The 22523-nt window shown below is 41.5% G+C and carries 21 protein-coding genes; 7 read left to right on the plus strand and 14 right to left on the minus strand.

What is annotated here, in order from left to right:
• Positions 1-73: 73 nt before the first annotated feature.
• The 10 genes from HQR03_RS13240 to HQR03_RS13285 all read right to left on the minus strand — a co-directional run bounded on the left by HQR03_RS13240 (position 74) and on the right by HQR03_RS13285 (position 8092).
• On the minus strand, positions 74-364 hold the full coding sequence (locus tag HQR03_RS13240; protein WP_173240456.1) for a hypothetical protein: 291 nt from the start codon (positions 362-364) through the stop codon (positions 74-76).
• Between the two features lie 231 nt (positions 365-595).
• Complete coding sequence (locus HQR03_RS13245) at positions 596-1072, minus strand: hypothetical protein (RefSeq protein ID WP_173240457.1); 477 nt, start codon at positions 1070-1072, stop codon at positions 596-598.
• Positions 1053-2219, minus strand: a complete 1167-nt coding sequence (locus HQR03_RS13250; protein ID WP_173240458.1) for a PAAR domain-containing protein — start codon at positions 2217-2219, stop codon at positions 1053-1055. Before HQR03_RS13250 ends, HQR03_RS13245 begins: the two co-directional genes overlap by 20 nt.
• Before the next feature lie 36 nt (positions 2220-2255).
• Positions 2256-3050: a tetratricopeptide repeat protein gene (locus tag HQR03_RS13255; protein WP_173240459.1), complete on the minus strand. Its 795-nt coding sequence runs from the start codon at positions 3048-3050 to the stop codon at positions 2256-2258.
• Between the two features lie 20 nt (positions 3051-3070).
• Entirely contained in the window at positions 3071-3640 is a 570-nt protein-coding gene (locus tag HQR03_RS13260) for a peptidase associated/transthyretin-like domain-containing protein (RefSeq protein ID WP_102077280.1), read from the minus strand.
• Entirely contained in the window at positions 3627-4181 is a 555-nt protein-coding gene (locus HQR03_RS13265; protein WP_173240460.1) for a peptidase associated/transthyretin-like domain-containing protein, read from the minus strand. The genes HQR03_RS13260 and HQR03_RS13265 overlap by 14 nt, the downstream gene beginning before the upstream one ends.
• A 151-nt stretch (positions 4182-4332) precedes the next feature.
• Complete coding sequence (locus HQR03_RS13270) at positions 4333-4818, minus strand: hypothetical protein (RefSeq protein ID WP_173240461.1); 486 nt, start codon at positions 4816-4818, stop codon at positions 4333-4335.
• A gap of 174 nt (positions 4819-4992) precedes the next feature.
• Positions 4993-5904: an SEL1-like repeat protein gene (locus HQR03_RS13275; protein WP_173240462.1), complete on the minus strand. Its 912-nt coding sequence runs from the start codon at positions 5902-5904 to the stop codon at positions 4993-4995.
• Entirely contained in the window at positions 5882-6844 is a 963-nt protein-coding gene (locus HQR03_RS13280) for a PAAR domain-containing protein (protein WP_173240463.1), read from the minus strand. The genes HQR03_RS13275 and HQR03_RS13280 overlap by 23 nt, the downstream gene beginning before the upstream one ends.
• 228 nt (positions 6845-7072) lie before the next feature.
• Positions 7073-8092, minus strand: a complete 1020-nt coding sequence (locus tag HQR03_RS13285) for a lipoate--protein ligase (RefSeq protein WP_173240464.1) — start codon at positions 8090-8092, stop codon at positions 7073-7075.
• Positions 8093-8343: 251 nt separating this feature from the next.
• Here HQR03_RS13285 and HQR03_RS13290 point away from each other — a divergent pair, with 251 nt between their 5' ends.
• Positions 8344-9150, plus strand: coding sequence for a hypothetical protein (locus HQR03_RS13290; RefSeq protein WP_173240465.1), 807 nt, complete (start codon positions 8344-8346; stop codon positions 9148-9150).
• Positions 9151-9282: 132 nt separating this feature from the next.
• On the opposite strand, the gene HQR03_RS13295 is transcribed toward HQR03_RS13290, so the two are convergent.
• Positions 9283-10449, minus strand: a complete 1167-nt coding sequence (locus HQR03_RS13295; protein WP_173240466.1) for a hypothetical protein — start codon at positions 10447-10449, stop codon at positions 9283-9285.
• Positions 10450-10790: 341 nt separating this feature from the next.
• On the opposite strand from HQR03_RS13295, the gene nemA reads away from it, so the two are divergent.
• Positions 10791-11894 (plus strand): alkene reductase, encoded by a 1104-nt coding sequence (nemA, locus tag HQR03_RS13300; protein ID WP_025651894.1) that lies wholly within the window; start codon positions 10791-10793, stop codon positions 11892-11894.
• A gap of 125 nt (positions 11895-12019) precedes the next feature.
• Here the strand turns inward: nemA and HQR03_RS13305 are convergent, their stop codons facing one another.
• Together HQR03_RS13305 and HQR03_RS13310 are read right to left on the minus strand one after the other, a co-directional pair.
• On the minus strand, positions 12020-13081 hold the full coding sequence (locus HQR03_RS13305; RefSeq protein ID WP_173240467.1) for a pirin family protein: 1062 nt from the start codon (positions 13079-13081) through the stop codon (positions 12020-12022).
• Positions 13082-13293: 212 nt separating this feature from the next.
• Positions 13294-14595, minus strand: a complete 1302-nt coding sequence (locus tag HQR03_RS13310; protein ID WP_173240468.1) for a BaiN/RdsA family NAD(P)/FAD-dependent oxidoreductase — start codon at positions 14593-14595, stop codon at positions 13294-13296.
• A 453-nt stretch (positions 14596-15048) separates the two neighbouring features.
• On the opposite strand from HQR03_RS13310, the gene acs reads away from it, so the two are divergent.
• The 5 genes from acs (at position 15049) to HQR03_RS13335 (ending at position 21505) form a co-directional block, all read left to right on the plus strand.
• Positions 15049-17010, plus strand: coding sequence for an acetate--CoA ligase (gene acs / locus HQR03_RS13315; protein ID WP_173240469.1), 1962 nt, complete (start codon positions 15049-15051; stop codon positions 17008-17010).
• Between the two features lie 232 nt (positions 17011-17242).
• On the plus strand, positions 17243-18400 hold the full coding sequence (locus HQR03_RS13320) for an NAD(P)/FAD-dependent oxidoreductase (RefSeq protein WP_173240470.1): 1158 nt from the start codon (positions 17243-17245) through the stop codon (positions 18398-18400).
• Between the two features lie 284 nt (positions 18401-18684).
• Entirely contained in the window at positions 18685-19110 is a 426-nt protein-coding gene (locus HQR03_RS13325) for an MgtC/SapB family protein (RefSeq protein WP_101211651.1), read from the plus strand.
• Positions 19111-19745: 635 nt separating this feature from the next.
• A complete protein-coding gene (gene pgsA / locus HQR03_RS13330; RefSeq protein WP_025651901.1) occupies positions 19746-20426 on the plus strand; it encodes a CDP-diacylglycerol--glycerol-3-phosphate 3-phosphatidyltransferase in 681 nt (226 codons plus the stop codon).
• Positions 20427-20710: 284 nt separating this feature from the next.
• Positions 20711-21505: a hypothetical protein gene (locus HQR03_RS13335; RefSeq protein WP_101211650.1), complete on the plus strand. Its 795-nt coding sequence runs from the start codon at positions 20711-20713 to the stop codon at positions 21503-21505.
• Between the two features lie 98 nt (positions 21506-21603).
• Here HQR03_RS13335 and HQR03_RS13340 read toward each other — a convergent pair whose 3' ends face one another.
• A complete protein-coding gene (locus tag HQR03_RS13340; protein WP_101211649.1) occupies positions 21604-22098 on the minus strand; it encodes a pyridoxamine 5'-phosphate oxidase family protein in 495 nt (164 codons plus the stop codon).
• Positions 22099-22523: the final 425 nt, after the last annotated feature.

The raw sequence follows: 22523 nt of genomic DNA on the forward strand, positions 1-22523 counted from the left end.
GTTTACTGAGTATAGTTTGTTTACGTTCTTCACTATAACGTGGCATGTTGTGTCCTTGTTGCCCCCATTTGGATTATTCTTTAGGGGTGACAACTATCCTGCCATAGGGGGGGTTGATGCATCCCCATTTACGAGTTGGCGTTACGAGAGTCTTTTCGTTTGAATAAACTTCGATTTTAAAACTGCAATAAGGTTGATGATTTACGTATTGAGGTTCGCTAGAAAAAGTCGTACCTTTTAGACTGTAATACTTATCTTCTTCAGGATCTGCAAGTTTATAAAAAAAATCAATACTTATATATAAGCTTTTATTTAGTAGGTTGTTCCTGTGAACTTTAAGAACTCTAGATTGGTCGTTTTCCACAGTATATCTATACGTATAACTTTCCATTTCCGATATAGTAGGCTCAGTATCTAACCTAGCATACTGAAAGTTTGTAGCTCTTATCGGTTCGCTTGTCTTATTAATAACGGTAAATTTTTTATTGGAAATTAAGTAGAGAAATGAGAAAGTTAATAAAACAATACTATTAAGGAAGATTTTTATTATCATTGTTATCTGATGCCATTACCTTATTGGTTTAAGTAAAGCAGGTTACTTTGTTTGAATAGGATACTCAAATCTTTCAATAAATCTTAATCTATATCTTTCCTTATCATCCATTCCACCTATTACTACTGTGTATTTGTCGTTAGTCAAATTTGCATATTCGCTTTTTTTCAATCCTAGTAAATCATCATTCATACAGATACTTTCGCCCTCTTCTAATTTATAGTATTTTTGAGAGTTTGGCGATGCTTGCCAAATTTTTTTATTAGATAATGGGTCGTTTCCAAGTACTACATCCACATAAGATAAGTTTATAAACTTTAAATCATCATATTTCTTGGTTGATGTTAAGTATGCGGTTTCAAATTTTGGTAAAAAACACAGACCTTTTTCATCGGTATTTACTAAACCTATAGCTCCACCAATTGTTGGTCTATGAGAAGGGTTGCTTTCGCAGGCAATTAAAGAAAATAGCGCCGCTATAAGGGTTAATAACTGAATTTTACGGTAGTAAATTTGCATTTGAAGAGTCCTTTATGAAATTTGAGAGTATGCTTTTATAAATATCTTGATTTGTTCTATAAAGCATACCTGATTGACTCACAATTCTATCGATATCAGTATCATGAAAGTAAGAATAATAATCCGCAATAATATCGCCTTGCTGTTCCATATTATAATCGCTCAATGTCTTAGAATTTTCTAACACGTAGTTATAAGGATCACACCCATTCAATTTACACCACGGGTGTAATAGAGCGCCTTTTATCATCACAGAATAGCCCAACTGATGCTGCCAGACATGTACCATCTCATGTATGAATAGATGTCTTAAGCCTGCATCTTGAGGTACTAAATTTGAAAAATCATCTCTATACAAGCCTTTAGGAAAATAAATCTCGCCATTTGGCGTCATTACCGTATCGTCGTTCTGTAATCCAAAAGGTAAGAATTCATCGTTATGAATATAGACATCAGTATAATCAATTGAATTAGCAAAAACTAAACTTGCCATACTGATTTCGCCTGATGTTAAAGCTCGCTTAGTTTGTATTCCAAACTGCTTAGCCGTGTTATCAGGTATAGGCGTTAGAGTATGTGCAAAAATTTTAAAGTCCGACGTACTATTACCTATACTGGGTATTTTTATTTTTATTTGTTCAGCTTGTGACAACTCAATTTTTTCAGTATTTCCATTTTCATCTGTTTTGCCACTTATTGATCCTTGAGCATGCTCAATAATATATTCTAGTGATTTTAGTGGCTGTTTCGTTAATTCATCAATAAGCTGAATAACATCATTATATGTGTCATTACCCATTATCTTATCGAAATACTCTTTAGCCTCTCGCCTTATTACCTCAGCCTGCTCAACTCCCATCACATCAAAACCCGACTCCGCAAATGACTGCTGACTAGCGATCAGTTTAGCGCCACAGCTGGTCACATCACCGCCGCGCGCAATGGGTGCACCATCCACAATAAACGACGGGTCACCCGTAAGAATAGTAGTGACTTTTTTGCACTTTTTACAGATGACTTTATCGCCTTTACGCGAGATAGGGATGCCGTTATGAGTGGTGTGCGGTGAACCAGTGAGAAAGGTTCCATCACTGCTGGAATTTTTATATTTAAAATAAGGTTTGGGGTAGTATGCTAGTGAGGTCAAAGCTACTTTAGACAGAGTGATTAGGTAACTTATAAGTTATTGGCTCATTTTTTCAATATCGCCTAATGTAAGACCAGTTTCCTGTGTGCTATAAATGACGATATCTTTATCATCGATTTTACCATTCATAACCAATCTACCTATTCGATTGCTTGCTTCTTGGTTTCCCTGATCAGCAGCCTTTTTGTACCACTCAAAAGCTTTGTCATAATCTTGCGGCACGCCATAACCATGTTCGTAAAGATCACCGATATTAAATTGTGCTACATCTAATCCTTGATCAGCGGCTTTGGTATACCACTGCATTGCTTTTTTATAATCTTGTTCCACACCAATACCTTCATGATACATGACGCCTATATGATGCTGAGCGTCGGCGTCCCCTTGGTTAGCAGATCGTTGAAGCCATTTAAATGTTTTTAGATCATCTTTTTCAACAGTGATACCTTCATGGTACATAACACCGAGATTGAATTGAGCTTTAGAATACCCTTGGTTAGCAGCTTGTTGGAACCACTTAAATGCTTTTTTATAATCTTTCTCAACAGCAATACCTTCATAATACATAGTACCGAGATCATATTTAGCAGGAGCATAATCTTGATCAGCAGCTCTTTTAAATAGGCTAAAAGCTTCTTTATAATCCTGAGGGACTGAATCGCCCTCATAGTAGGCGAGGCCGAGTTCGTACATTTCATTAGGGGTACTTTGATCTGATAGTACTGGTATGTTTGATGATTCCGCTGAACAAGCAGAAGCTATTAAGCTACTGGATAGCATTGTGGCTATTAGTAAAGACTGAATTAAAGGGGTAATTCTTCTTTGATACATTAAAACCTCATTAGGAAACTTTATTTTATTGGCTGATTTGGTCTCACTTGTTCATAAGTTTTACCCTGTGGTACGGGTATGCAGTCGACTTCTCTTTGAGATTGGCTCGGTTGGCAGTAAGGCATGGTTGCTATATATTCAAATACTATTGCGTAGCGATGCAGGCCATCAGGCAATGGTTTTAGATAAATATTACCCATATCAATAATCATGGGACTTTTTAAGTTATCATCTTCAGATTTTGCCATACCGTCAATTGCAAACAGACGCCTTTGATAACCTTGGGTATCTATCATGATACTGGCTTCTTCAGCTAACGCTTTAAAATAACCTTTGCCCATATTATCTGAATCTATCTTTTGCATTGAGTGTAATTCAAAACGGCCTGTGTTATCAGAGATGCCTTGAATGTCATCTGTTAAGTAGACGGTGATATTGCTAAGTGGCTGATCAGTTTGACTGTCAATTAGCTGTCCTTTTATAGAAGGTGTGACATAAAAGGCCTCAGGTTCTTGCGCAGTACAAGATGAGGTTACTAAAGCAGTCAGCCAAAAGATACTGAATAATCTAACTTTACTAGACGGCTTCATGGTCCACTCCATCTGGTAGTGGAATGCAATTTACCTCTTTTTGCGACTGATTAGATTGGCAGTAAGACATATCTTCTATATATTCGTTGTATTTATAGTTGTCTTCTAGCTGCACACCATCTGGTAATTTATCAAGATAAATTATACCCATATGTACGTACTCAGGGACCTCTGAAGCTCTTTTAGCTTTTATTCTTGGAAGACCAAAATTCCAGTAATCTTTACTCTTATAATCTTTTTTATATACGGTCATGTCGCTTTCACTTAGTTGTTTGGACTCCCAATCGTCAGTTGAAGAGCTCTTAATCTCAATAGCAGGTAGTCGAAAAAAACCGTCTTTGTCAGTTGTGGTAGATGCTGAACTGGTATATATAATACTGACATCACTGATGGGTTGCTCTGTAGTTTTGTCTAGCACTTGTCCTGTAACGATAGGCGTCAAGTAATGTAATGTGGTAGTTTCGGATGAACAAGCACTCAATAATATTAAAGAGCATGATCCCATTAAAAATCTGAATTTCAGCATCGATACACTTATCATGTTGTAGTCGCAATCATTGATAACCATAAATCAATGGTTCCGCTGAGCAAGCAGCAGTTATCAAACCACTGGATAGTATTGTGGCCAGTAATAAAGACTGAATTAAAGGCGTGATGTTTTTTTGATACATCGAAATCTCTTAGGTAAACATTTATTTGCTAGTCTGGATTGAACTTACCTGTGTATGGGTCATGGCTTTTGGTACAGGTATACACTCTACTTCTTTTTGGGATTGGTTAGGCTGACAATAATCAAGCGTGTTTGATATGATATCTTCTTGCATCTCTAAAATATTTGGATCCGCTGGAGTCAAGTAAACTTTACCCATATCAATAAATTTTTTATTTTGGAGGTAGTCTTCATTTTCTTGTTTCTTAGTTGTTGAGGGTATATCGCCTATTGTATATAACTTTGAGACGTAGGCTTCATGGTCAAAAATTAAAGAAGCACCATAATAATTTTTGATAGAGTCATGGCTTGGACCAACTAACCAATACTTATATTCTACTGGTGGTATTAAAAAATTTCCGAATGCATCTGTATTACTGAAGTTTTGAGAAGTTAGGAATACTTTAACGCCATTTATAGGCTGATCAGTTTTTCTATCAGTCACTTGACCTTCAAACTGAGGAGTCATGTAAGCTACCTTTGCTTCACACGCCGTGAGCACTACGCACATCATAACTGTAGTCATATAAAATATATTAAGTTTCACTTAATTAATCTCCAGTCGGCTGTGCGGTGAGGGTTTAAAACTGGAGTTTTACTATGAGAATCTTTTAATTTGGCACTCACTATATGAGCTACATGACTAAGAGATATTCTTGTCATTCATATTTGCCATCAGATCTAAATACATAGCTTTTGCTTGCTTTAACGTTTCGGGAGGTAGTTGTATTTGCATTGCTTCGACAAATCTAGTATCTACATTATTAAACTCATCCTCATGGCGCCCATCACGTAAGTCACTACTGACATAAGCATAGGCTAAGGTCTTAACAAGATCAGGCTCTATACTAGCGCCATAATCTTCTGGATATAGGTAAATATTCATAAGTGCTAATGCTGACTCCCAGTTTTTTTCTAACAATAAATCCGCCTTCAACAACTGAATGCTTTCATCTCCTTTAGACTTATCTTTCATATGGTGAATATATAGGTACGCTAGTAAGCCTCTGGATTTTTTCACATTCTGCTTGATAGCAATTTTGTTATAATACTCTGCTTTAGTATAATTAATACGGTTGAACTTTGGATCGCGATAAATCATCATAAGCAATCTAGTGGCATCAGGATATCCTGCCTTAAAAGCTTGCTCTAAATAATAAATACTTTCATCTATATTTAAGCGATTGCTGTCAGTAAATTGTTCTGGATAGTTAACTTGATAATGACCTATCAATACGCCAGATTCTTTTTCACCTAAATCAAATGCTTTCATATGATATTCGTAAGCTAGTTGGTAGTCTTCTAGTACTAAGTCCTGATACGCTGCATAATTAAAGCAATACTCAGCTTTTTTTTGATCATCACATACTGACCGAAGGCGTTCTGGGTTTTTAATATTTTTTACTTCTTCTGTAAAGTTAGAAGACTCTGTTTTTATACTGGTAGCAGTATGAGGAACAAAATTAGCATCCGCACAAGCAACAGTTATATTTAACGATGACAGTATGATTAGTATCTTTGGAGCAGTCGTCTTAATCATCTTTTGGTATTGCATTCTGAATATCACTCCCTTTTTCTTTTACTGCATTATAATCGTCATAGGTATCCCATGCTTGTCTAACTCGTTTGGGCGCAATATCTTTAGCCTTTTCTACAAGCTTGCTTTTACCTGTACCTGTAGCTTTATCAATTGCCTTATCTTTTAGAGCATCATTATTCTTGTTTATTACGTTATCTAAAACAGCTCGTCCTGCATCATATTGAGGTGAAACCTGCCTTCCTGCGTTATCGAATACGATACCAGTCTTCTTAATACCATCAGCAGCCTCGCCTTTCCATTCATCTCGAACCTTTGCCATTGGGTTTTTATAATCTTCAGTCAGTTCAGTATTGCTATTGCCTTGACGAGTAGTATTAATAGCGTTGTCTGCTTGAGCATCGTCACCAAAACCAAAGAAATCTAATGTTTTATCAACGATACTTCTATCTTCTTTTTTCTGTTTGGTCAAAGCCTCAGCTTTAGCTTTGTTCTTATGATCATAGTATGCAATCCAAGCGTCGTTAATTTGTTTCTGAGTTTGTTTGGTTCCATCGGCATTATATCCTGTAGGCTTTTTAGGTTCGTTGCTATTTTTTAAACCTTTAGTGCTCGCAAAGCTATTCCCAAATAAAGCATCAGGCTCCGACTTTGGAAACACCAAAGGCGCTGCCTGCGCAACACTGCCCACATCAAATCCTGACTCCGCAAATGACTGCTGATTAGCAATCAGTTTAGCGCCGCAGCTGGTGACATCACCGCCACGTGCAATAGGCGCACCATCCACAATAAACGACGGGTCACCCGTAAGAATAGTAGTGACTTTTTTGCACTTTTTACAGATGACTTTATCGCCTTTACGCGCGACAGGGATGCCGTTATGAGTGGTGTGCGGTGAGCCGGAGATGACCGTCCCACCATGAGAGGTCTTTGCGCCAACGGTGATATAGGCTGCCATAGTGCTACCTTGCTTAAATGCCCAAAGTTTAGATTCTCATTGAATCTATTATTTGCCTGACATTATAGAGGGCTACAGCGTTAAATATCAAACTTAAGTTTAACTAAAGGTAGGATTTATATAGTGAGATTAGCCTGCGCAAATTATAAAAGCGTTAGAATGATTGACGGTAGCAACAAATTGAGAGTCTTTATTTGTTAATCTAAGGTATTAATAACAAGCAAAAATCTAACCTTCTATCTCATTAGTTAGCCACTTAGAAACATCCTCAATCTGCGCAGCTAACTCAGTATGCGCTCTACCTAATTCACCAAGCTTTGTTTTGATATCGACTTTATTGTATTTAGCGTCAGTCAGCGTGTTTTTTAATAGATCAATCAATTCCACGTTTAGCGTGTCAGAGAAGATAACCACCTCGCGTATCACTGCTTGCTTGACATCAAGGTGCAAGTCAATAATGCCCCAATCAAAGCGCGTCTCAATGTGATGGGTAAATTCAGGCGTTTTACCAAAACGCCAATCCCAATCTGCCATTTGCTGATAGTATTTGTTCAGGTTAGGTTGCTTGGCGAGACTGGCTTCATCCAATTCTTCTACTGGCGCAGTGTCGCCATAATCAGTGTCACGATAGTATTCGCAAAACGCCTCGATAATCGCCTCGGATAAAGTCTCGTGATTGATGTCTTCATTAAACTCTACTAAGTTAGCGACGCGAGCGCGGACAGATTTGATACCTTTGGCTTTCAGTTTTAATGGATGCGGATTGAGATAATCGCCCAACTTTTGCATGTTGGCATTCACCAGCAATGTGCCATGATGAAAGCTACGATCGGCTGCATGTTTAAAAGCGCTGCCTGATATTTTCTTATCGCCGACTTGCATGTCGTTACGACCAGATAATTCCGCGTCTATACCCAGTTTTTTTAGCGCATTAATGATGATAGTAAAGTTGGCGTTTTGGTCGTAGTCGTCTTTGGGTGATAAAAAGGTAAAGTTGGTATTGCCCAAATCATGAAACACTGCGCCACCGCCACTTTGTCGCCGAGCAAGAAAGACATCGTCGGCTTCCATCTTATCGGTTTTGCATTCTACCCATGGATTTTGCGAGCGCCCAATGACCACGGTTTCGCTATTGCGCCATAAAAATAGCGTGTGCGAGTCGGGATTGAGCGTATTAAATATCCAATCTTCAGTCGCGAGGTTAAACCAAGGGTTGATCACGGCAGACTTTAAGATGCGCAGTTTCATTTATCTGTCCTTTTTTAGGGTGTGAGTTTAAGAATCTTAAAATTAATTACTATTTTATAAGAGTTAAAATAACAAAAAAAAGTTGGCAAAAAAATATATAACTTTTGCTGACTTTATGGAGTGACTAGGTATAATGCTACCTAACATAAGTTTGAGCGATTTTTATATTCGATTATTGCTTACTTAAATTGGCATTTTACAATGTAGTTAACTGCTCCCGAAAACTCATTATTAAACAGCGACACTCCAAAATGAATACTACACCAAGAAAAATTAAATTCTCTACTGTGATGAACGTGTTGAAAAAGAAGCCAATCCCAATATTTTTTGGATTAATATTTTCTTTCTTTGCCTTGCTGATGCTCGTTATCTTTACCCTGATATTCTCTCTTACGGGTAATGATAGTCCAAAAATAGACTATGATTTAATCGACTCTCAAGGTATAGAAACGAGCGCTGAAGTCACTAATATTGAGGTCGAAAGCAACGTAACAATCAATGATATTCATCCGACAATCATCTCATACCAATACCTCAAGAATAATGAGGCAGTTAGAACTAAATACAAAGTTCTGGAAGGTAGGAGAATCGAAGAGCTCCAAGTTGGTGATAATCTCGCAATTAAAGAACTAAATGGTCAATCAATCATACAGAATTTAAAGCCTTACCACTTTCCAGTGGCGTTACTTTTTCTGATACCTATACCGTTCCTGCTATTTGCCATGCCATTTTTAATTTATTTGTTTTTTAGTACCAGAAAAGAGCTAAAGCTCTACAAGTATGGGCAAGTAGTGACGGCGCGTATCGTTTCTATGATGCCGAAATATGCCATTCCTATTATCAATTTTGGACAAGGCGTCATCGTACATTATGAATATGAAACGAGAAGTGGCAATAAAGTGATAGGAGAGTCGTTAACCACAGATTTCTCAATTATAAGTGATAAAAGAACAGGGGATGATATTCCGATCTTTGTAGCGGCGAACAATGAATATCAATCATGCGTCATTCCCAAGCTAGAATCGTTTCGCAATAACTGGGGTATTCATTTTGAATAAGAGTGTTCTTCATAAACCTTTCCTTTATTATGCAAAGTCTTCCTGAAGAATAGCCGCCATATTACGCTCAGCAAGTCCGGTGATAAAGACGTATGGATTGACGCCAGCGCTACCGGAGATTAATGTGCCATCTCACTCAACCTTATAATCGACACAAATCACGCCAGTTAAGCAGTCTCTATTACCATCCATTTTCCATGGCGAAGGTTTTTGCAATACTTCTGTTAATTGATAGCGGGGAATTTCCCAATCGTCTATCTTATTGCTATTATCATCCTTGTTTGGCACGGGATATTTTTTCTTACGCTTACTATCGGACAACGCCATAAAATCAAGAAAAGTGTGCGCGTCTTGAGCCAAGATACTATTCGGACGCTTGGCTAACTGCTGTATGGCTTGCTTGTACTTGGGATTAATAAACTCATGTATAGAGTCATCTGTCCATTGGGTATTGTTAGACCCGTAAAACAGTATATAACGGTACGTCGCAAATAAATTTTTACCATCTTTAATAAAGTAGCTATTTGGGTAGGTGTTAACGTAGTTTTCCCAAAACACAGCACGGGCCATCACCTCGTCAAAAGACACCGCCACCGCACCATCATTCCAAAAAATATCTTGATTGTCTTTTGCCATACGCTGAATAAATATGGCTTGATCTGCAGGTAGATAAGGAGCAAATAGGTCTGCCATCACCTTTAGATCATGATGAAATTTGAAGATACCTTCGCCTAAATACAGCACGCTAACGTCAGCGTTACTCTGCACCAATTCACTAAGATATCGTTTACGTGGGCTCAGTGCTTTTAGTTGTGCAACGGATAATTGTTTGCCTTGATTTATAGTCTCTACTACATCGTGAAAGCTTGCATAGTCCATAGAATCATTAGAACCCAAAAAACGTCCGTACAGTGCTTGATATTCTGTTAGCCATTGCAGGATTTCGATGTTCGCAGTCATTGGCAAGCAAGCATTTAATTGTCGTTGGATGCCATGAATATCTTCAATTTTACTTTTGTCATCAATGTCCTTCATAGAAGCACTGAGCTTAGTGCACACCAACTTATTTGTTAATTGTTTTTCAGACAATGCGACCAATGCATTAGTGAGTGCTCTTGGCGTTTTTGCTTCTATTAATGGCTGCGTGCTTGGCTGTTTTGTCGTTTGCGTGGACGTCGATGACTTATTTAATGTATCTGAGTTGTCTGAGGTTTTTTTCATATCAGCTGGAGGCTGGCAAGCGCTCATAGCAAATAACAGGCTTACTCCCATTATGAGTGACAATGTGGTCTTTTGCATATGCGGTATCCTTTGAGTACGTCCTAAAAATGGTAGCCATCCTAACCATTGTCGACTAAATAGTGTCAGTATACAGCGGCTATGTCAGCTGATGACATAATCAGCAAATCTTATTGAAGTCATTTGCTTAATATCATCATAAGAGGACTTGAATAATGAGTATTATCAATACCGATATCATGCCATATCGGTATTTTTGTTTGTAATTTTTCCTTGAATAACCGCAGCTATCCCTTATAAAGAAAACCAATAAAAGCATATTTACCTATGCTCTTATAAGCACTTTTAACAGATGCTTTGACTATAAATAATTTTTATAACTGGTAAAAATAGGAAACCTTATGGCACACGATATTTTATTTGAGCCTGTAAAAATGGGCACACAAACGCTAAAAAACCGCATTATGATGGCCCCACTGACACGTCTGCGTGCCGTTGAGCCAGGCGATGTCCCTATCACATGGGCAGCAGAGTACTACTCGCAGCGTGCAGGGGCGGGCCTTGTCATCACTGAAGCGACGCAAGTATCGTTTCAAGCAAAAGGCTATGCAGGCGCACCAGGGCTACATACTCAAGATCAAGTCACTGCATGGAAAGCCATCGTTGACAATGTCCACGCTAAAGGTGGCAAGATCGTCGTCCAGCTATGGCACACAGGACTTGTCTCACATGAAAGCGTACAACCTGAACGCCGTGCGCCAATTTCAGCCTCAGATGTCGATGTAGGTATCCGTACCTCATTGCGTGATAGTGACAACCAAGCCATTCGCGCGGATGCCACGCCGCCGCGCCCAGCCAGTCTTGATGAGATTCAGCAAGTGGTTACTGACTTTGCACATGCAACCAAGTGCGCGCAGGAAGCGGGGTTTGATGGTATTGAGATTCATGGCGCGCATGGTTATTTGCTGCATCAGTTTTGGGCCGAGCATACCAATCAGCGTGACGATGAGTACGGTGGCAGCCGCGAAAACCGCGCGCGTCTAACCTTGGACGTGATTGATGCTTGCGTAGAGGCATGGGATGCTGATCACGTGGGTATTCGTATTTCACCACTTGGCACGTTCAACAATGTTGAGGGAGGCTACGAAGAAGACGATAACATTTGGCTGATTGAGCAAATCAACAAGCGTGGTCTAATGTATTTGCATCTGTCAGAGCCAGACTGGGCAGGGGGTACGCCTTATAACGATGAGTTCCGCCAAAACGTACGTAATGCTTTTGGTCAACTGATTATTGCCGCTGGTGGCTATGATGCGGACAAAGCTGAGAAGAACATCAAAGCAGGCTATATCGATGCGGTAGCATTCGGTCGTGATTATATTGCCAACCCTGATCTCGCTGAACGTATTCAAGAGGGCGCACCGCTCAACGAGCAGCATCCAGAGAGCTTCTATGGTGGCAGCACGGTTGGCTACACTGATTATCCGTTCCTGAACCAAGCGTAAAGTCGCATCGATCAGCCTCAATGCTGACAAGATGAGTCATAGCGTTATAAACAATAAAAAGCCACCTTACTATCATTAGTAGGGTGGCTTTTTTATGCTTATTTTTTGAGTATTTAGTGTTTTAACTATTTACCAAAATTACCGGTTTGATAATCGCGAAACGTTTGTTTTAATTCTGCTTGAGTATTCATGACAAAGGGGCCATAACCGGCGATAGGTTCGCCGATAGGTTCCCCGCTCAGCAGCAATAATTTAACGGGTGCTACTGCTTTTTCCGCCTCCGCCGTTGCTGGATAAGCCAATTCAATAGTGTCCGTAGTATCCGTATTGACTGCCGCATCGGTCGTGATTATAGAGGTATTTTCATTTTGTAAGTCTGTGCGGGTTTTGCTAGGCGCTACAAACTGAATCAGTTGACCAGCTACGACGTGCGTACCATTGACCAACAGCTCGCCTTCTTGCACCAATAACAAAACATTATGAAGGTTCGGTATCTGTAGCGTCGTCGATCCTGCTGCCTGTAACTCGATATCCCATAAGTTAATAGGGCTAAAGGTGCTGGCAGCGCCGGTTGTCCCTTGCCAATCACCTGCGATAATAGCCGCTTTGCCAATCACGCTTTGGTTGATAGAATCTCTTTGATTGGTAGCATCTTTTTGACTGGTCACTTCTTTTTGGACGCCAGCATTGCTATCAGCCAGCAACTCGACAACCGGCATATCTGCACGCCTGATGGTTTGATACTTCGGGTCAGTCAGTTTGTGAGCACTAGGGAGGTTCACCCACATTTGCACCATACTAAAGACGCCACCGCGCTGACCAAAATCCTGCGAATGAAACTCTTCATGCAAGATGCCACGCCCTGCGGTCATCCATTGCACATCACCTTCGAAGATAACACCATTGCCACCCGTTGAGTCCACATGACTGATTTCACCCGAGTAAGCAATGGTGACAGTCTCAAAGCCTTTGTGCGGATGCTGTCCGATACCATGAGGCTGTACGTGATAATCGGGGTTGGGCGCAAATTTCGTCGGCTCGCCATAATCAAACAATAAAAAAGGGTCGGTATGGCTATAATTAAAATTGGGATCATTCTCAAGATGGTTGATCAAGGTTTTTACATAAAAACCGTCACCTACCCAATGCGGCGCTTTGTCACCATGAATATGTTTAATTGCACGCATTGTTCACCTCGCAAGCCTACGTTTATATTTAATTTTGTCATGACAGCAGTTTGTTAAGACAGCAGTTTGTCATGACATCTTAATATATAATTAATTATGAATATATAGTGTTTATTTTGTTTTATTTTCAAAAATATCAAGCGGCTTATGATAAGAAAGTTCACTTAACGATAAGATTTAAATGTTCAACAGACCTTAAGTGTCTTGTTTTATCAAACCATTTCACCGCACACAAAGCCACTGGCCCACGCCCATTGGAAGTTGTAGCCACCGAGCCAACCTGTGACATCCAATACTTCACCGATGAAATATAGCCCGTCCTGAAAATTGCTTTGCATGGTTTTTGACGAGACTTCATCTGTATTGACGCCGCCACGGGTGACTTCAGCCGTCCGATAGCCTTCAGTGCCGGATGGTTTTAACTGCCAGCCGTTGAGCGTCACCCCCAGTTCGGTCAGACGTTCGTCTTTAATATTGGCAAGCTCGGTATCTTTTATATCGTCCCACAGGTGCGTCTGTAGGGCCGCCAGTAGCTTTTTGGGTAAGGCACTATCGGTATAGTCGGCCAAAACGGTACGGATGAGCTGCCTTGGATGCGACTTTTTATGAGCGAGGAAAAGCGCCGTCACATCGATATCTGGCAGCAAATTAATACGGATGCTTTCGCCAGTCTGCCAATAATTTGACAACTGCAACATGGCAGGGCCAGAGAGCCCGCGATGGGTAAACAGTATTGGCAACTTAAAGGAGATACGCTCATTACTGGCAATCACCGGCAGACTGATACCCGCCAAAGCACGGATAAGATCGCCGGTTTTATCCGTAAAAGTAAAGGGTACGAGGCTGGCATCAGTGGAGATGAGCTGATGGCCAAACTGCTGCGCCAATTCATAGCCCAAGCCGCTAGCACCCATGGTTGGGATAGACAGTCCGCCTGTCGCCACTACTAACGATTCGCAGCGGTAGCCTGTTTGCGGCAGCTTAGCTTGATTGCCTGATTCTTTTCTCTCTTGCTTGTCTTTTTTGCTGAGTTGCTTGGTTGTCAGTAGTTCAAATCGGGCATTTTTATCACTTTTAACCGCTTGAACGCTTTCAACCTGCGCATTTAGCTTTACTTGCACACCTACCGCGCTACATTCGTCAAGTAGCATGGTCAAAATATCTTGTGCAGAGTCATCACAGAACAGCTGCCCGTGCTCGCGCTCGTGATAGCGAATTTTGTGCGCTTCCACCATACCGATGAACTCCCAGCTGGGATAACGACTCAGTGCTGACTTACAAAAATGCTGATTGGCACCGATAAAGTGCTCAGGCTCGACGAAGTAATTGGTAAAGTTACAGCGTCCACCACCTGACATCAGGATTTTTTTACCCGCTTTATTGGCATGATCTAGGACCAATACGCGGCGACCACGGCGACCGGCCGTGAGCGCGCAATACAACCCTGACGCACCAGCGCCAATGATGATGACATCATAATAGGTATGAGCTTGTCCTGTACGCTGATTGTCCATTGCGATTGGTTCCATAAAGCGATAAGTTTAAAAAGGTAAAAATAATATGCCCAGCTTACTTTTATAGCTTAGGGTTTTGCCTATATTAGCCAAACATAATCTTTAGAGTGGCTATTGTCCATATTTAACCAGAGGTTACAAGGATTAAATCTCAAGGTCGTTAAAAGTCGCGATAAACAGGTTGTTAGAAACAGCAAGAAAAATTGATATCAGCCGTGCGTGATCTATCGATATGACTTTTTACTGACTATAGATTTTATAGCGAGTCACTAATGATAAGTTGTGCAGCGGAATTGTTATGATTGAGCGTTGATGCCTTGCAACCGTTGCGCTAATTTGTCAAACTATCATTGAGTGTCACACATTATGGAAGATGACCCTTATTGCCTCTATAGCTACTCGTTATTGACGATCCGTTATACAGGTCATAATAATTAGAAGAGGACGATGACTATGACTCAAAAATCATTTCCCGTTGCAGCTGAGTTTACCGCTGCTGCCAATACGACAGCTGAGCAATACGCTGCAGACTATAAAAGATCTATCGAGTCGCATGAAGCGAACGACGCTTTTTGGGCTGAGCGCGCTGAGCTGATTGATTGGATCAAAAAACCCACCAAGATCAGCAACGTTAATTATGATTTAGATGATTTTCGTATCAAGTGGTTTGAAGATGGCGAGCTGAATATCTCAGTCAATTGCCTCGATCGACATCTAAAAAACAACCCTTACAAACCCGCTATTATTTGGGAAGGTGATCATCCCTCCCTACACAAAATTATCTCCTTCAAAGAATTGCATGCGGCGGTATGTCGCCTAGGCAACGCGATGCGTAAGCTTGGCGTCAAAAAAGGCGATCGTGTGACCTTGTATATGCCCATGATACCAGAGGCGATGATCGCTATGCTGGCATGTGCACGTATCGGTGCCATCCATTCTGTAGTATTTGGCGGCTTCTCTGCTGAGAGCTTGGGCAATCGCTTGATTGATAGCCAGTCCAAAATTGTCATTACAGCTGATGAGGGGCTGCGCGGTAATAAGCATACGCCGCTCAAAGCCAATGTCGATCGCGCCTTGGATATGGATGGCACAGACAGTGTAGAAAAAGTCGTTGTTGTGCATCGTACGGGTAACTCTGTACCGATGAGTGGTCGCCGTGATATTTGGTATCATAATTTGGTCGACGGTGAGTCAGAGCAGTGCGAACCTGAGGTGATGAATGCCGAGGATCCGTTGTTTTTATTATACACTTCTGGCTCGACAGGTAAGCCCAAAGGCGTGCTGCATACCACTGGGGGCTATATTACTTATGTGCTATCGACCTTTCGAGACGTCTTCGATGTCAAAGAAGACGATGTCTTTTGGTGTACAGCCGATGTCGGTTGGGTGACTGGTCATACTTATGCGACCTATGCACCGCTTGCCAATGGCACGACGACTCTGATGTTCGAAGGAGTGCCAGAGTATCCAACTTGGGCGCGTATTGGTCATATTATCGACAAGCATGATGTGACTATTTTATACACCGCACCGACGGCTATTAGAGCAATGATGAAAGAGGGGGATACCTTCGTTCGGGAGTCGGATCGCTCAAGCTTGCGCTTGCTTGGGTCAGTTGGGGAGCCGATCAACCCCGAAGCGTGGGATTGGTACTATCACGTTGTTGGTGATGGCAAATGTCCGATTGTCGATACGTGGTGGCAGACCGAGACGGGCGGTATTCTCATGGCACCAATACCGGGCACGGTCAATATGAAGCCGGGCGCTGCGATGAATCCGTTGTATGGCATCAGACCAGAAATCGTCGATAGTGACGGCGTGGCACTCGAAGGCTCTGCTGAAGGCAACTTGGCTATTAATAGTAGCTGGCCGGGACAGATGCGTACCATCTATAATGATCATAAGCGCTTTTTGCAGACTTACTTTACAGAGTATCCAGGTTATTATTTTACCGGTGATGGCGCGCAGCGTGACGAAGATGGACACTATTGGATTACCGGCCGTGTCGATGACGTGCTCAATGTCTCTGGACATCGATTGGGTACGGCAGAAATCGAAAGCGCCGTAGTGGCTCATCCTGCGACTGCGGAGGCCGCTATTGTCGGTATGCCGCATGATATCCGCGGTATGGGGATATGTGCCTTTGTCATTCTCAAGTCGGGTGAAGCTTCAAGCGAGTCGCTAAAGGCGGAGCTAAACCGTCATGTGCGTGCAGAGATTGGGCCGATTGCCAACTTGGATGCTATCTATATCGTCGATGCGCTGCCAAAGACCCGCTCGGGCAAAATTATGCGCCGCATCTTACGCAATCTTGCCGCTGGGCAATATGTTGGACTGGGGGATTTGTCTACCCTTGCAGACAGCTCAGTCATTAATCAACTGGTCGAGGTGGTCAAAGCCGAACGTGCGGCATAGTGGTCATGAGCACTTGATAAATAAAATAACATCTACTTTATAAATGTTCACATAAGCCATGCTATTAAAGGTAGCATGGCTTTTTTACGCAGAGGTTATTGATATTAGGGCCTATTAAAGGTTCAATATTATCTAAAAACCAGCCAATCAAAAGTAATATGCTATGCTTATAGATGCTACTTTCTGACGACTTATATCGAATCAACGATATTGTAAAAGGCCTACTGTCATTATGACTGATCATTCTGCACCCTCTGCGCATACCTCAGTACCAAAAATCGCCATTATAGGTGGCGGTTTGACGGGATTGTTTACGGCCACTTTGCTTGAGCGGGAATTGGCTAAGCGTCAAGAGTCAAAGGTACAAATAACCATCTTTGAAAAATCCCGTAGCGTGGGGCGTCTGGCGACTCGCTACCGTACCGATGAAAAGACGGGCAACAACTGGCAATGGGGCTTTGGCGCGCAGTGCTTTACAGTCAAAACAGACCGTTTTAAACAATTTATCCGTCCTTGGCTGGATAATCGCCTATTGCAGCCGTGGCTTGCGCAAGTGGTTCATTTGACTCTTGCTAATGAAGATGAACAGACACCTCAAATCGAGCCAAAAGAGCAGTGGGATACAAAGCATGCACGTTATATCAGCACCCCAAAAATGACCAGCTGGGGGCGTGCATTGGCCGATGAGTTGCAGCATACCCGTATAGCATTTAAAACCCGTGTCGCGCCATTACATAAAGCGCATTTCGTAGAAGAAAATAGTGCTGATAGCAAAACGGAGCTGTTCGATGAAGAGGGCAACAGTCTTGGCGGCTTTGATTGGGTGATTTGTACCGCGCCAAATGCTCAGGCGCTAGAGTTGATGGCAGATAGCGGCTTTACGAGACAAGCTGATATTACTAAGCCAAAAATGCAGGCGTGTTATACATTGATGCTAGGCTGGGATGAGGTGCCACAGTTACCTGCGATCTTTACGAGTCAGGCATCAGTAAGATGGGATGTAGCCTACGTCAATAATTCGCCATTAGATAGAATATTCATTGAGCATCAAAAGCCTGCTCATAGTGCACTACTGCCAAGCGTGACTATCCATGCGCGTAATGACTGGTCAGAAACCCATGTCGATGAGGATATAGAGACCATAAAAGCGCAATTACTAACAGCGGCCAAACAAGCGCTGAATTGGAGTGCTCAAACCGCACCTACCCAGATCGATTGTCATCGTTGGCGTTATGCAGCAACGATTGTCGATGATAACAAAAGTCTGGGTATTTTGGTCGATCAGCGGCATCAATGGATCGTGAGTGGCGATTGGTGTGGACACGGCAATATCGAAAGTTGCTACAAAATAGCAGCAGAGACGGTTAGGGCAATCACTGAAGGGATGTAATGATGCGTGGGGTTTGGTTAATCTTACCCTTATTTTTAGCCTGTTAAGATAACCATCATTAGAATTGAGGACACGCCCAGCCCTATAGAAGTTTCTTAAGGCATCAAGTTCTCTGATATTACTTATTTAGAGTCCTTTTACTCGCTTTCTTTTTGTTTATATTCAAAGTATCTTGAACTGACCATCAAGAGGTTTTGTCCAGCTTGGCAACTCTCTGATACGTTGATTAAGCCGTATGAACAGCCACGTCACAAAGCTAAAAAGGCAAGGGAGGGCAGTAAACAATGTTTAAGTTTGATTTGGACTTGGGCTTAATGGCGTACCACTTTTTCCAATTGGGTATCGCTTTCATTCTATCACTGCCTATCGCCCTGAACCGTGAAATGAAGGACAACGGCGCTGGGCTTAGAACCTTTCCCTTGGTCACTATTGCCTCCTGTGCCTTTATGCTCGTAGGCATGGATATCTATGACGCCACTGGGGAGGCGAGAATCATGTATGCCATCATTACTGGTATGGGCTTTATCGGTGGTGGTGCCATTTTTAAAAACGAAGAAGGCTCGAAAGGCACAGCGACAGCGGCAAGTTTGTGGAACACGGGCGCTATTGGTATCTCGGTTGCTTACGGTCGTTATGAAATCGCCATCATATTATCGATTGTGGGTTTTTTAATCTTACAATTCTCAGAGCCGTTTAAAGTCAAAAAGTAAATGGTGACAGCCTATTAGTAACGACAACGAGCGCCGAGAAATCAACCACTACTTCCTAAATTATTTAACAATATCAAGGATTTATAGACAAAAAAGAGCCCACAGAGGAGGTGCTGTGGGCTGAGGAAAACTGATCGTGTAGATGGACTACAGGGCAGTGATAGTAACTTGTTGTTATTGGTTTTCTTGTTATTGGTTTTCTTTGCTATTGTTCAACTGAGATTAGGGTAATCATTGATAATTCAATGCGTATATATATCTGCTTACAATTCTAAGTGTACAACTGTTTTATCAGCCTCGCTATCATAGCGTAAATAATTCTTATTTGACTATTTTGGTTACATGACATTACGTTTTTAGGTGATCTCATACATTGTCATGTTTTGAAAAACTTTTATTCAATGAATAATCTCACTTACCCAATGACAAGTATTTACGGTGTACCAAGGTTAGGTGCAGTACATGGCGCTATAAGCCCTTCAGCTTTTGTTAGTCAACAATTGGTGTTCTAAAAAAAAGGTAATTGACGTTTTTGAGTATGAAAAAAAACAATACATAAAGAGATGGCATGACGACCTGCTGGAAAAATGCTAAGCTATCCGCCATTATTATGTCTCTACTAAACTGGGTTTGCCATGACTGACCATACGCAAGTGCATACGCAGGAACCGTCAAGTGCACAAAATACCAAAAGTATTTTTAACTTGCCCAATAATCTGACGATTGCGCGTATCTTAATGATTCCGCTATTTGTGGCGATTGCCTACTGGCCACCAGCCATGGGTATCGGGATGCCAGCCATATCGGATAACGTCATCGCCCGGGTTGGTATGAGTGAGTTCAGCGACAGCTTATTACGTCATTTACTATTGACTGGCGTGTTTATCTTAGCAGCGATTACTGATTGGCTAGATGGTTACTTTGCACGTAAGCTGAATGTGGTCTCCGCGTTTGGCCGCTTTTTGGATCCCGTCGCTGATAAACTCATGGTCGCAGCCGCCCTGATTATATTGGTACAGTGGCATCCCAATATCATTATGGCGATTGCTGCGATTGTGATTATCTCACGTGAGATTGCGGTGTCGGCATTACGCGAATGGATGGCGGAGCTGGGTAAAAGTACCAGTGTGGCAGTGTCTTATGTGGGTAAGCTAAAAACCACTTTTCAGATGATTGCTATCACGGTATTGCTACTCAACTGGGAATCGCTCGAAATGATCGGCTATGTATTGATGGTCGCGGCAGTGATTTTAACCTTGTGGTCGATGTTTATTTATCTAAAAGCGGCGTGGCCTTATTTAAAGCAAAGCGGTTAGCTTTTTTTGATTTAACAGTCATTTGAGTCTGCACAAAAAACGCCAGTCGCATCGAGCCACTGGCGTTTTTTATTGTTTAAGTTTTAATATAGTGAGCGAAAAGTCATATCGATATATCAGCAATACCGTGGCGTTTTTAGGATATTTTGACCCTATGTGTAATATCGCCAATTTATTTTAAACTTTGCTTGAATGTATTGTTAAGCTATACTCAAAATAGTAAACAAAATACAAGAGAACTGGATAAAGGTACGATGAAACGTCATCAGAATAAGGAAATAGACATGGCAATATACAAAAAACAGTCGGTCGCTGCCCTTTTATTGCTTGGGTTATTAAGCGGTTGTTCTTCATCGCCAAGCATGCAACAAGAAACAGCCGATGCAGCACAAAGTACACAAGCAGAAGCCTCGCAAGACATGGCTGCAAATCGACAGGCAGAAGCATCGGTACAAGACGCTACGGAGTCAGAGCGCTTGGGCACTCAGTGGGGTGATGATGTGGACTCGGCTGTGACCACTGTTGACCTACGTCGTACCAGTGACGAACCTATCGAGCAGATGCAAGTTGCTTATGCTGACAAAAACTATCAAGGTCGTGCCCTAAATAGTCGATCGTTAGTAGCGGGTAAAGTTGATTTTTCAGTGGCGACGGATATGGGTACTTTGCCTTTATATCGTGACGCTGGTAACTATTATCTGCAAGGAAAAGCAGGCGAAGCCTACCGTCTGGTGTATCGCAATAATAGTGCCAATACTTATGAAATCGTCGCTAGTGTCGATGGCTTAAATGTCCTCGATGGTAGCACTGCCAGCCGTTATGACAGCGGTTATGTGTTAGAGCCTAACGACGATTTAGTCATTGAAGGCTTCCGTAAGAGTCAAAGCGCTGTCGCTTCTTTTATTTTCAGCAAGCCAGATAACGCCTATGCCGCCAATACGGATAGTGGTTCTATAGAAAATACTGGGGTGATTGGCACGGTCATTTATGAGCTTTATGATCCTAAGCAATCGAGACCAAAATCAAAACAGCCACAAGCTTTCCCAGCAGACGATGGCTACGCGAAACCACCGCAATAGTGACGAATACAAGTAATAAAAACGCCAGTCGCATCAAGCCACTGGCGTTTTTTTATTTGTATCTCCAATTATTTTGCTTCTACTTAATCATGAAAATACTACAGCTCGATCGAAAAATTCTCACCTAAGCTTTTTTCGATCGCGGTATCAGTAACTGCCGCCGCCGTCATTTTGACCGCGCTGGTGATCGCATTGCCATTTGCCCAGTATTCCGCTCCATGTGGCGTGACTTTTATGAGCTGAACTCTTGGGTCTTCTTTGCCTTGTTCAAAATAAGCGTTATACATAACCGACCATAGCTCATCGAGTTTTTCTTTATCTTCGACCAATTCAGCGGTACCAGAAATAGACAAATACTTATCATCGCCTTTCGTGGTATATGATAAATTTACTTCTGCATTTTGCTTAATGTTATCGACAGTTTCAGACGGCTTATGGCCGATAAACCAAATCTCTTTGGCACCAATACTGGTTTCAGTGGTATTCATCGGGCAAGAATGCAGATGGTTCTCGCCATTGCGTGTGGTCATCATGGTGTATTTAATGTCTTTTACCATCGCTTGAATGGTGTCCATTTGCGCTTGTTTATTCATAATAGTTATCCTTTACTATTTAAGATTTTAGGGTTTGAAAGTTATTAAAAAGTAACTAAAAAAGCGATGCCGATATAAATCGAAACGTTATAAAAATTACTTGTCTTTAACGACATTTCTTATAAATCTATAACCAGTTATCAATATAGCTAAATCAGCTAATAGAACTATACAGGTGGTCTGTAATGGGCTGTGAAGGTTTGTAAGTTTATAACGATAGACTTTTTAAGCACACATGATAATCAAAATTGACCCATAAAAAACGCCAGCAGGCAAAACCCTACTGACGATCAAAGTGCTCATGTTTTTTTATATCTTAGATTAACACACCAAGTGCAACGCTAATTAATATTATAGAACGCCTGCATAGGCGTTTTAAACCCTAAGCGTTTTCTTGGTCTGTTATTTAGTTTGTTCTCAATGTC

This window comes from Psychrobacter okhotskensis (assembly GCF_013248965.1).
GTDB lineage: Bacteria > Pseudomonadota > Gammaproteobacteria > Pseudomonadales > Moraxellaceae > Psychrobacter > Psychrobacter okhotskensis.

Coding starts and splice junctions, on each gene's coding strand:
- HQR03_RS13245 (WP_173240457.1), bottom strand. CDS start 1,072: ATGCAAATTTACTACCGTAAAATTCAGTTATTAACCCTTATAGCGGCG.
- HQR03_RS13255 (WP_173240459.1), bottom strand. CDS start 3,050: ATGTATCAAAGAAGAATTACCCCTTTAATTCAGTCTTTACTAATAGCC.
- HQR03_RS13260 (WP_102077280.1), bottom strand. CDS start 3,640: ATGAAGCCGTCTAGTAAAGTTAGATTATTCAGTATCTTTTGGCTGACT.
- HQR03_RS13265 (WP_173240460.1), bottom strand. CDS start 4,181: ATGATAAGTGTATCGATGCTGAAATTCAGATTTTTAATGGGATCATGC.
- HQR03_RS13270 (WP_173240461.1), bottom strand. CDS start 4,818: ATGACTCCTCAGTTTGAAGGTCAAGTGACTGATAGAAAAACTGATCAG.
- HQR03_RS13275 (WP_173240462.1), bottom strand. CDS start 5,904: ATGCAATACCAAAAGATGATTAAGACGACTGCTCCAAAGATACTAATC.
- HQR03_RS13280 (WP_173240463.1), bottom strand. CDS start 6,844: ATGGCAGCCTATATCACCGTTGGCGCAAAGACCTCTCATGGTGGGACG.
- HQR03_RS13285 (WP_173240464.1), bottom strand. CDS start 8,092: ATGAAACTGCGCATCTTAAAGTCTGCCGTGATCAACCCTTGGTTTAAC.
- HQR03_RS13290 (WP_173240465.1), top strand. CDS start 8,344: ATGAATACTACACCAAGAAAAATTAAATTCTCTACTGTGATGAACGTG.
- HQR03_RS13295 (WP_173240466.1), bottom strand. CDS start 10,449: ATGCAAAAGACCACATTGTCACTCATAATGGGAGTAAGCCTGTTATTT.
- nemA (WP_025651894.1), top strand. CDS start 10,791: ATGGCACACGATATTTTATTTGAGCCTGTAAAAATGGGCACACAAACG.
- HQR03_RS13305 (WP_173240467.1), bottom strand. CDS start 13,081: ATGCGTGCAATTAAACATATTCATGGTGACAAAGCGCCGCATTGGGTA.
- HQR03_RS13310 (WP_173240468.1), bottom strand. CDS start 14,595: ATGGACAATCAGCGTACAGGACAAGCTCATACCTATTATGATGTCATC.
- acs (WP_173240469.1), top strand. CDS start 15,049: ATGACTCAAAAATCATTTCCCGTTGCAGCTGAGTTTACCGCTGCTGCC.
- HQR03_RS13320 (WP_173240470.1), top strand. CDS start 17,243: ATGACTGATCATTCTGCACCCTCTGCGCATACCTCAGTACCAAAAATC.
- HQR03_RS13325 (WP_101211651.1), top strand. CDS start 18,685: ATGTTTAAGTTTGATTTGGACTTGGGCTTAATGGCGTACCACTTTTTC.
- pgsA (WP_025651901.1), top strand. CDS start 19,746: ATGACTGACCATACGCAAGTGCATACGCAGGAACCGTCAAGTGCACAA.
- HQR03_RS13335 (WP_101211650.1), top strand. CDS start 20,711: ATGGCAATATACAAAAAACAGTCGGTCGCTGCCCTTTTATTGCTTGGG.
- HQR03_RS13340 (WP_101211649.1), bottom strand. CDS start 22,098: ATGAATAAACAAGCGCAAATGGACACCATTCAAGCGATGGTAAAAGAC.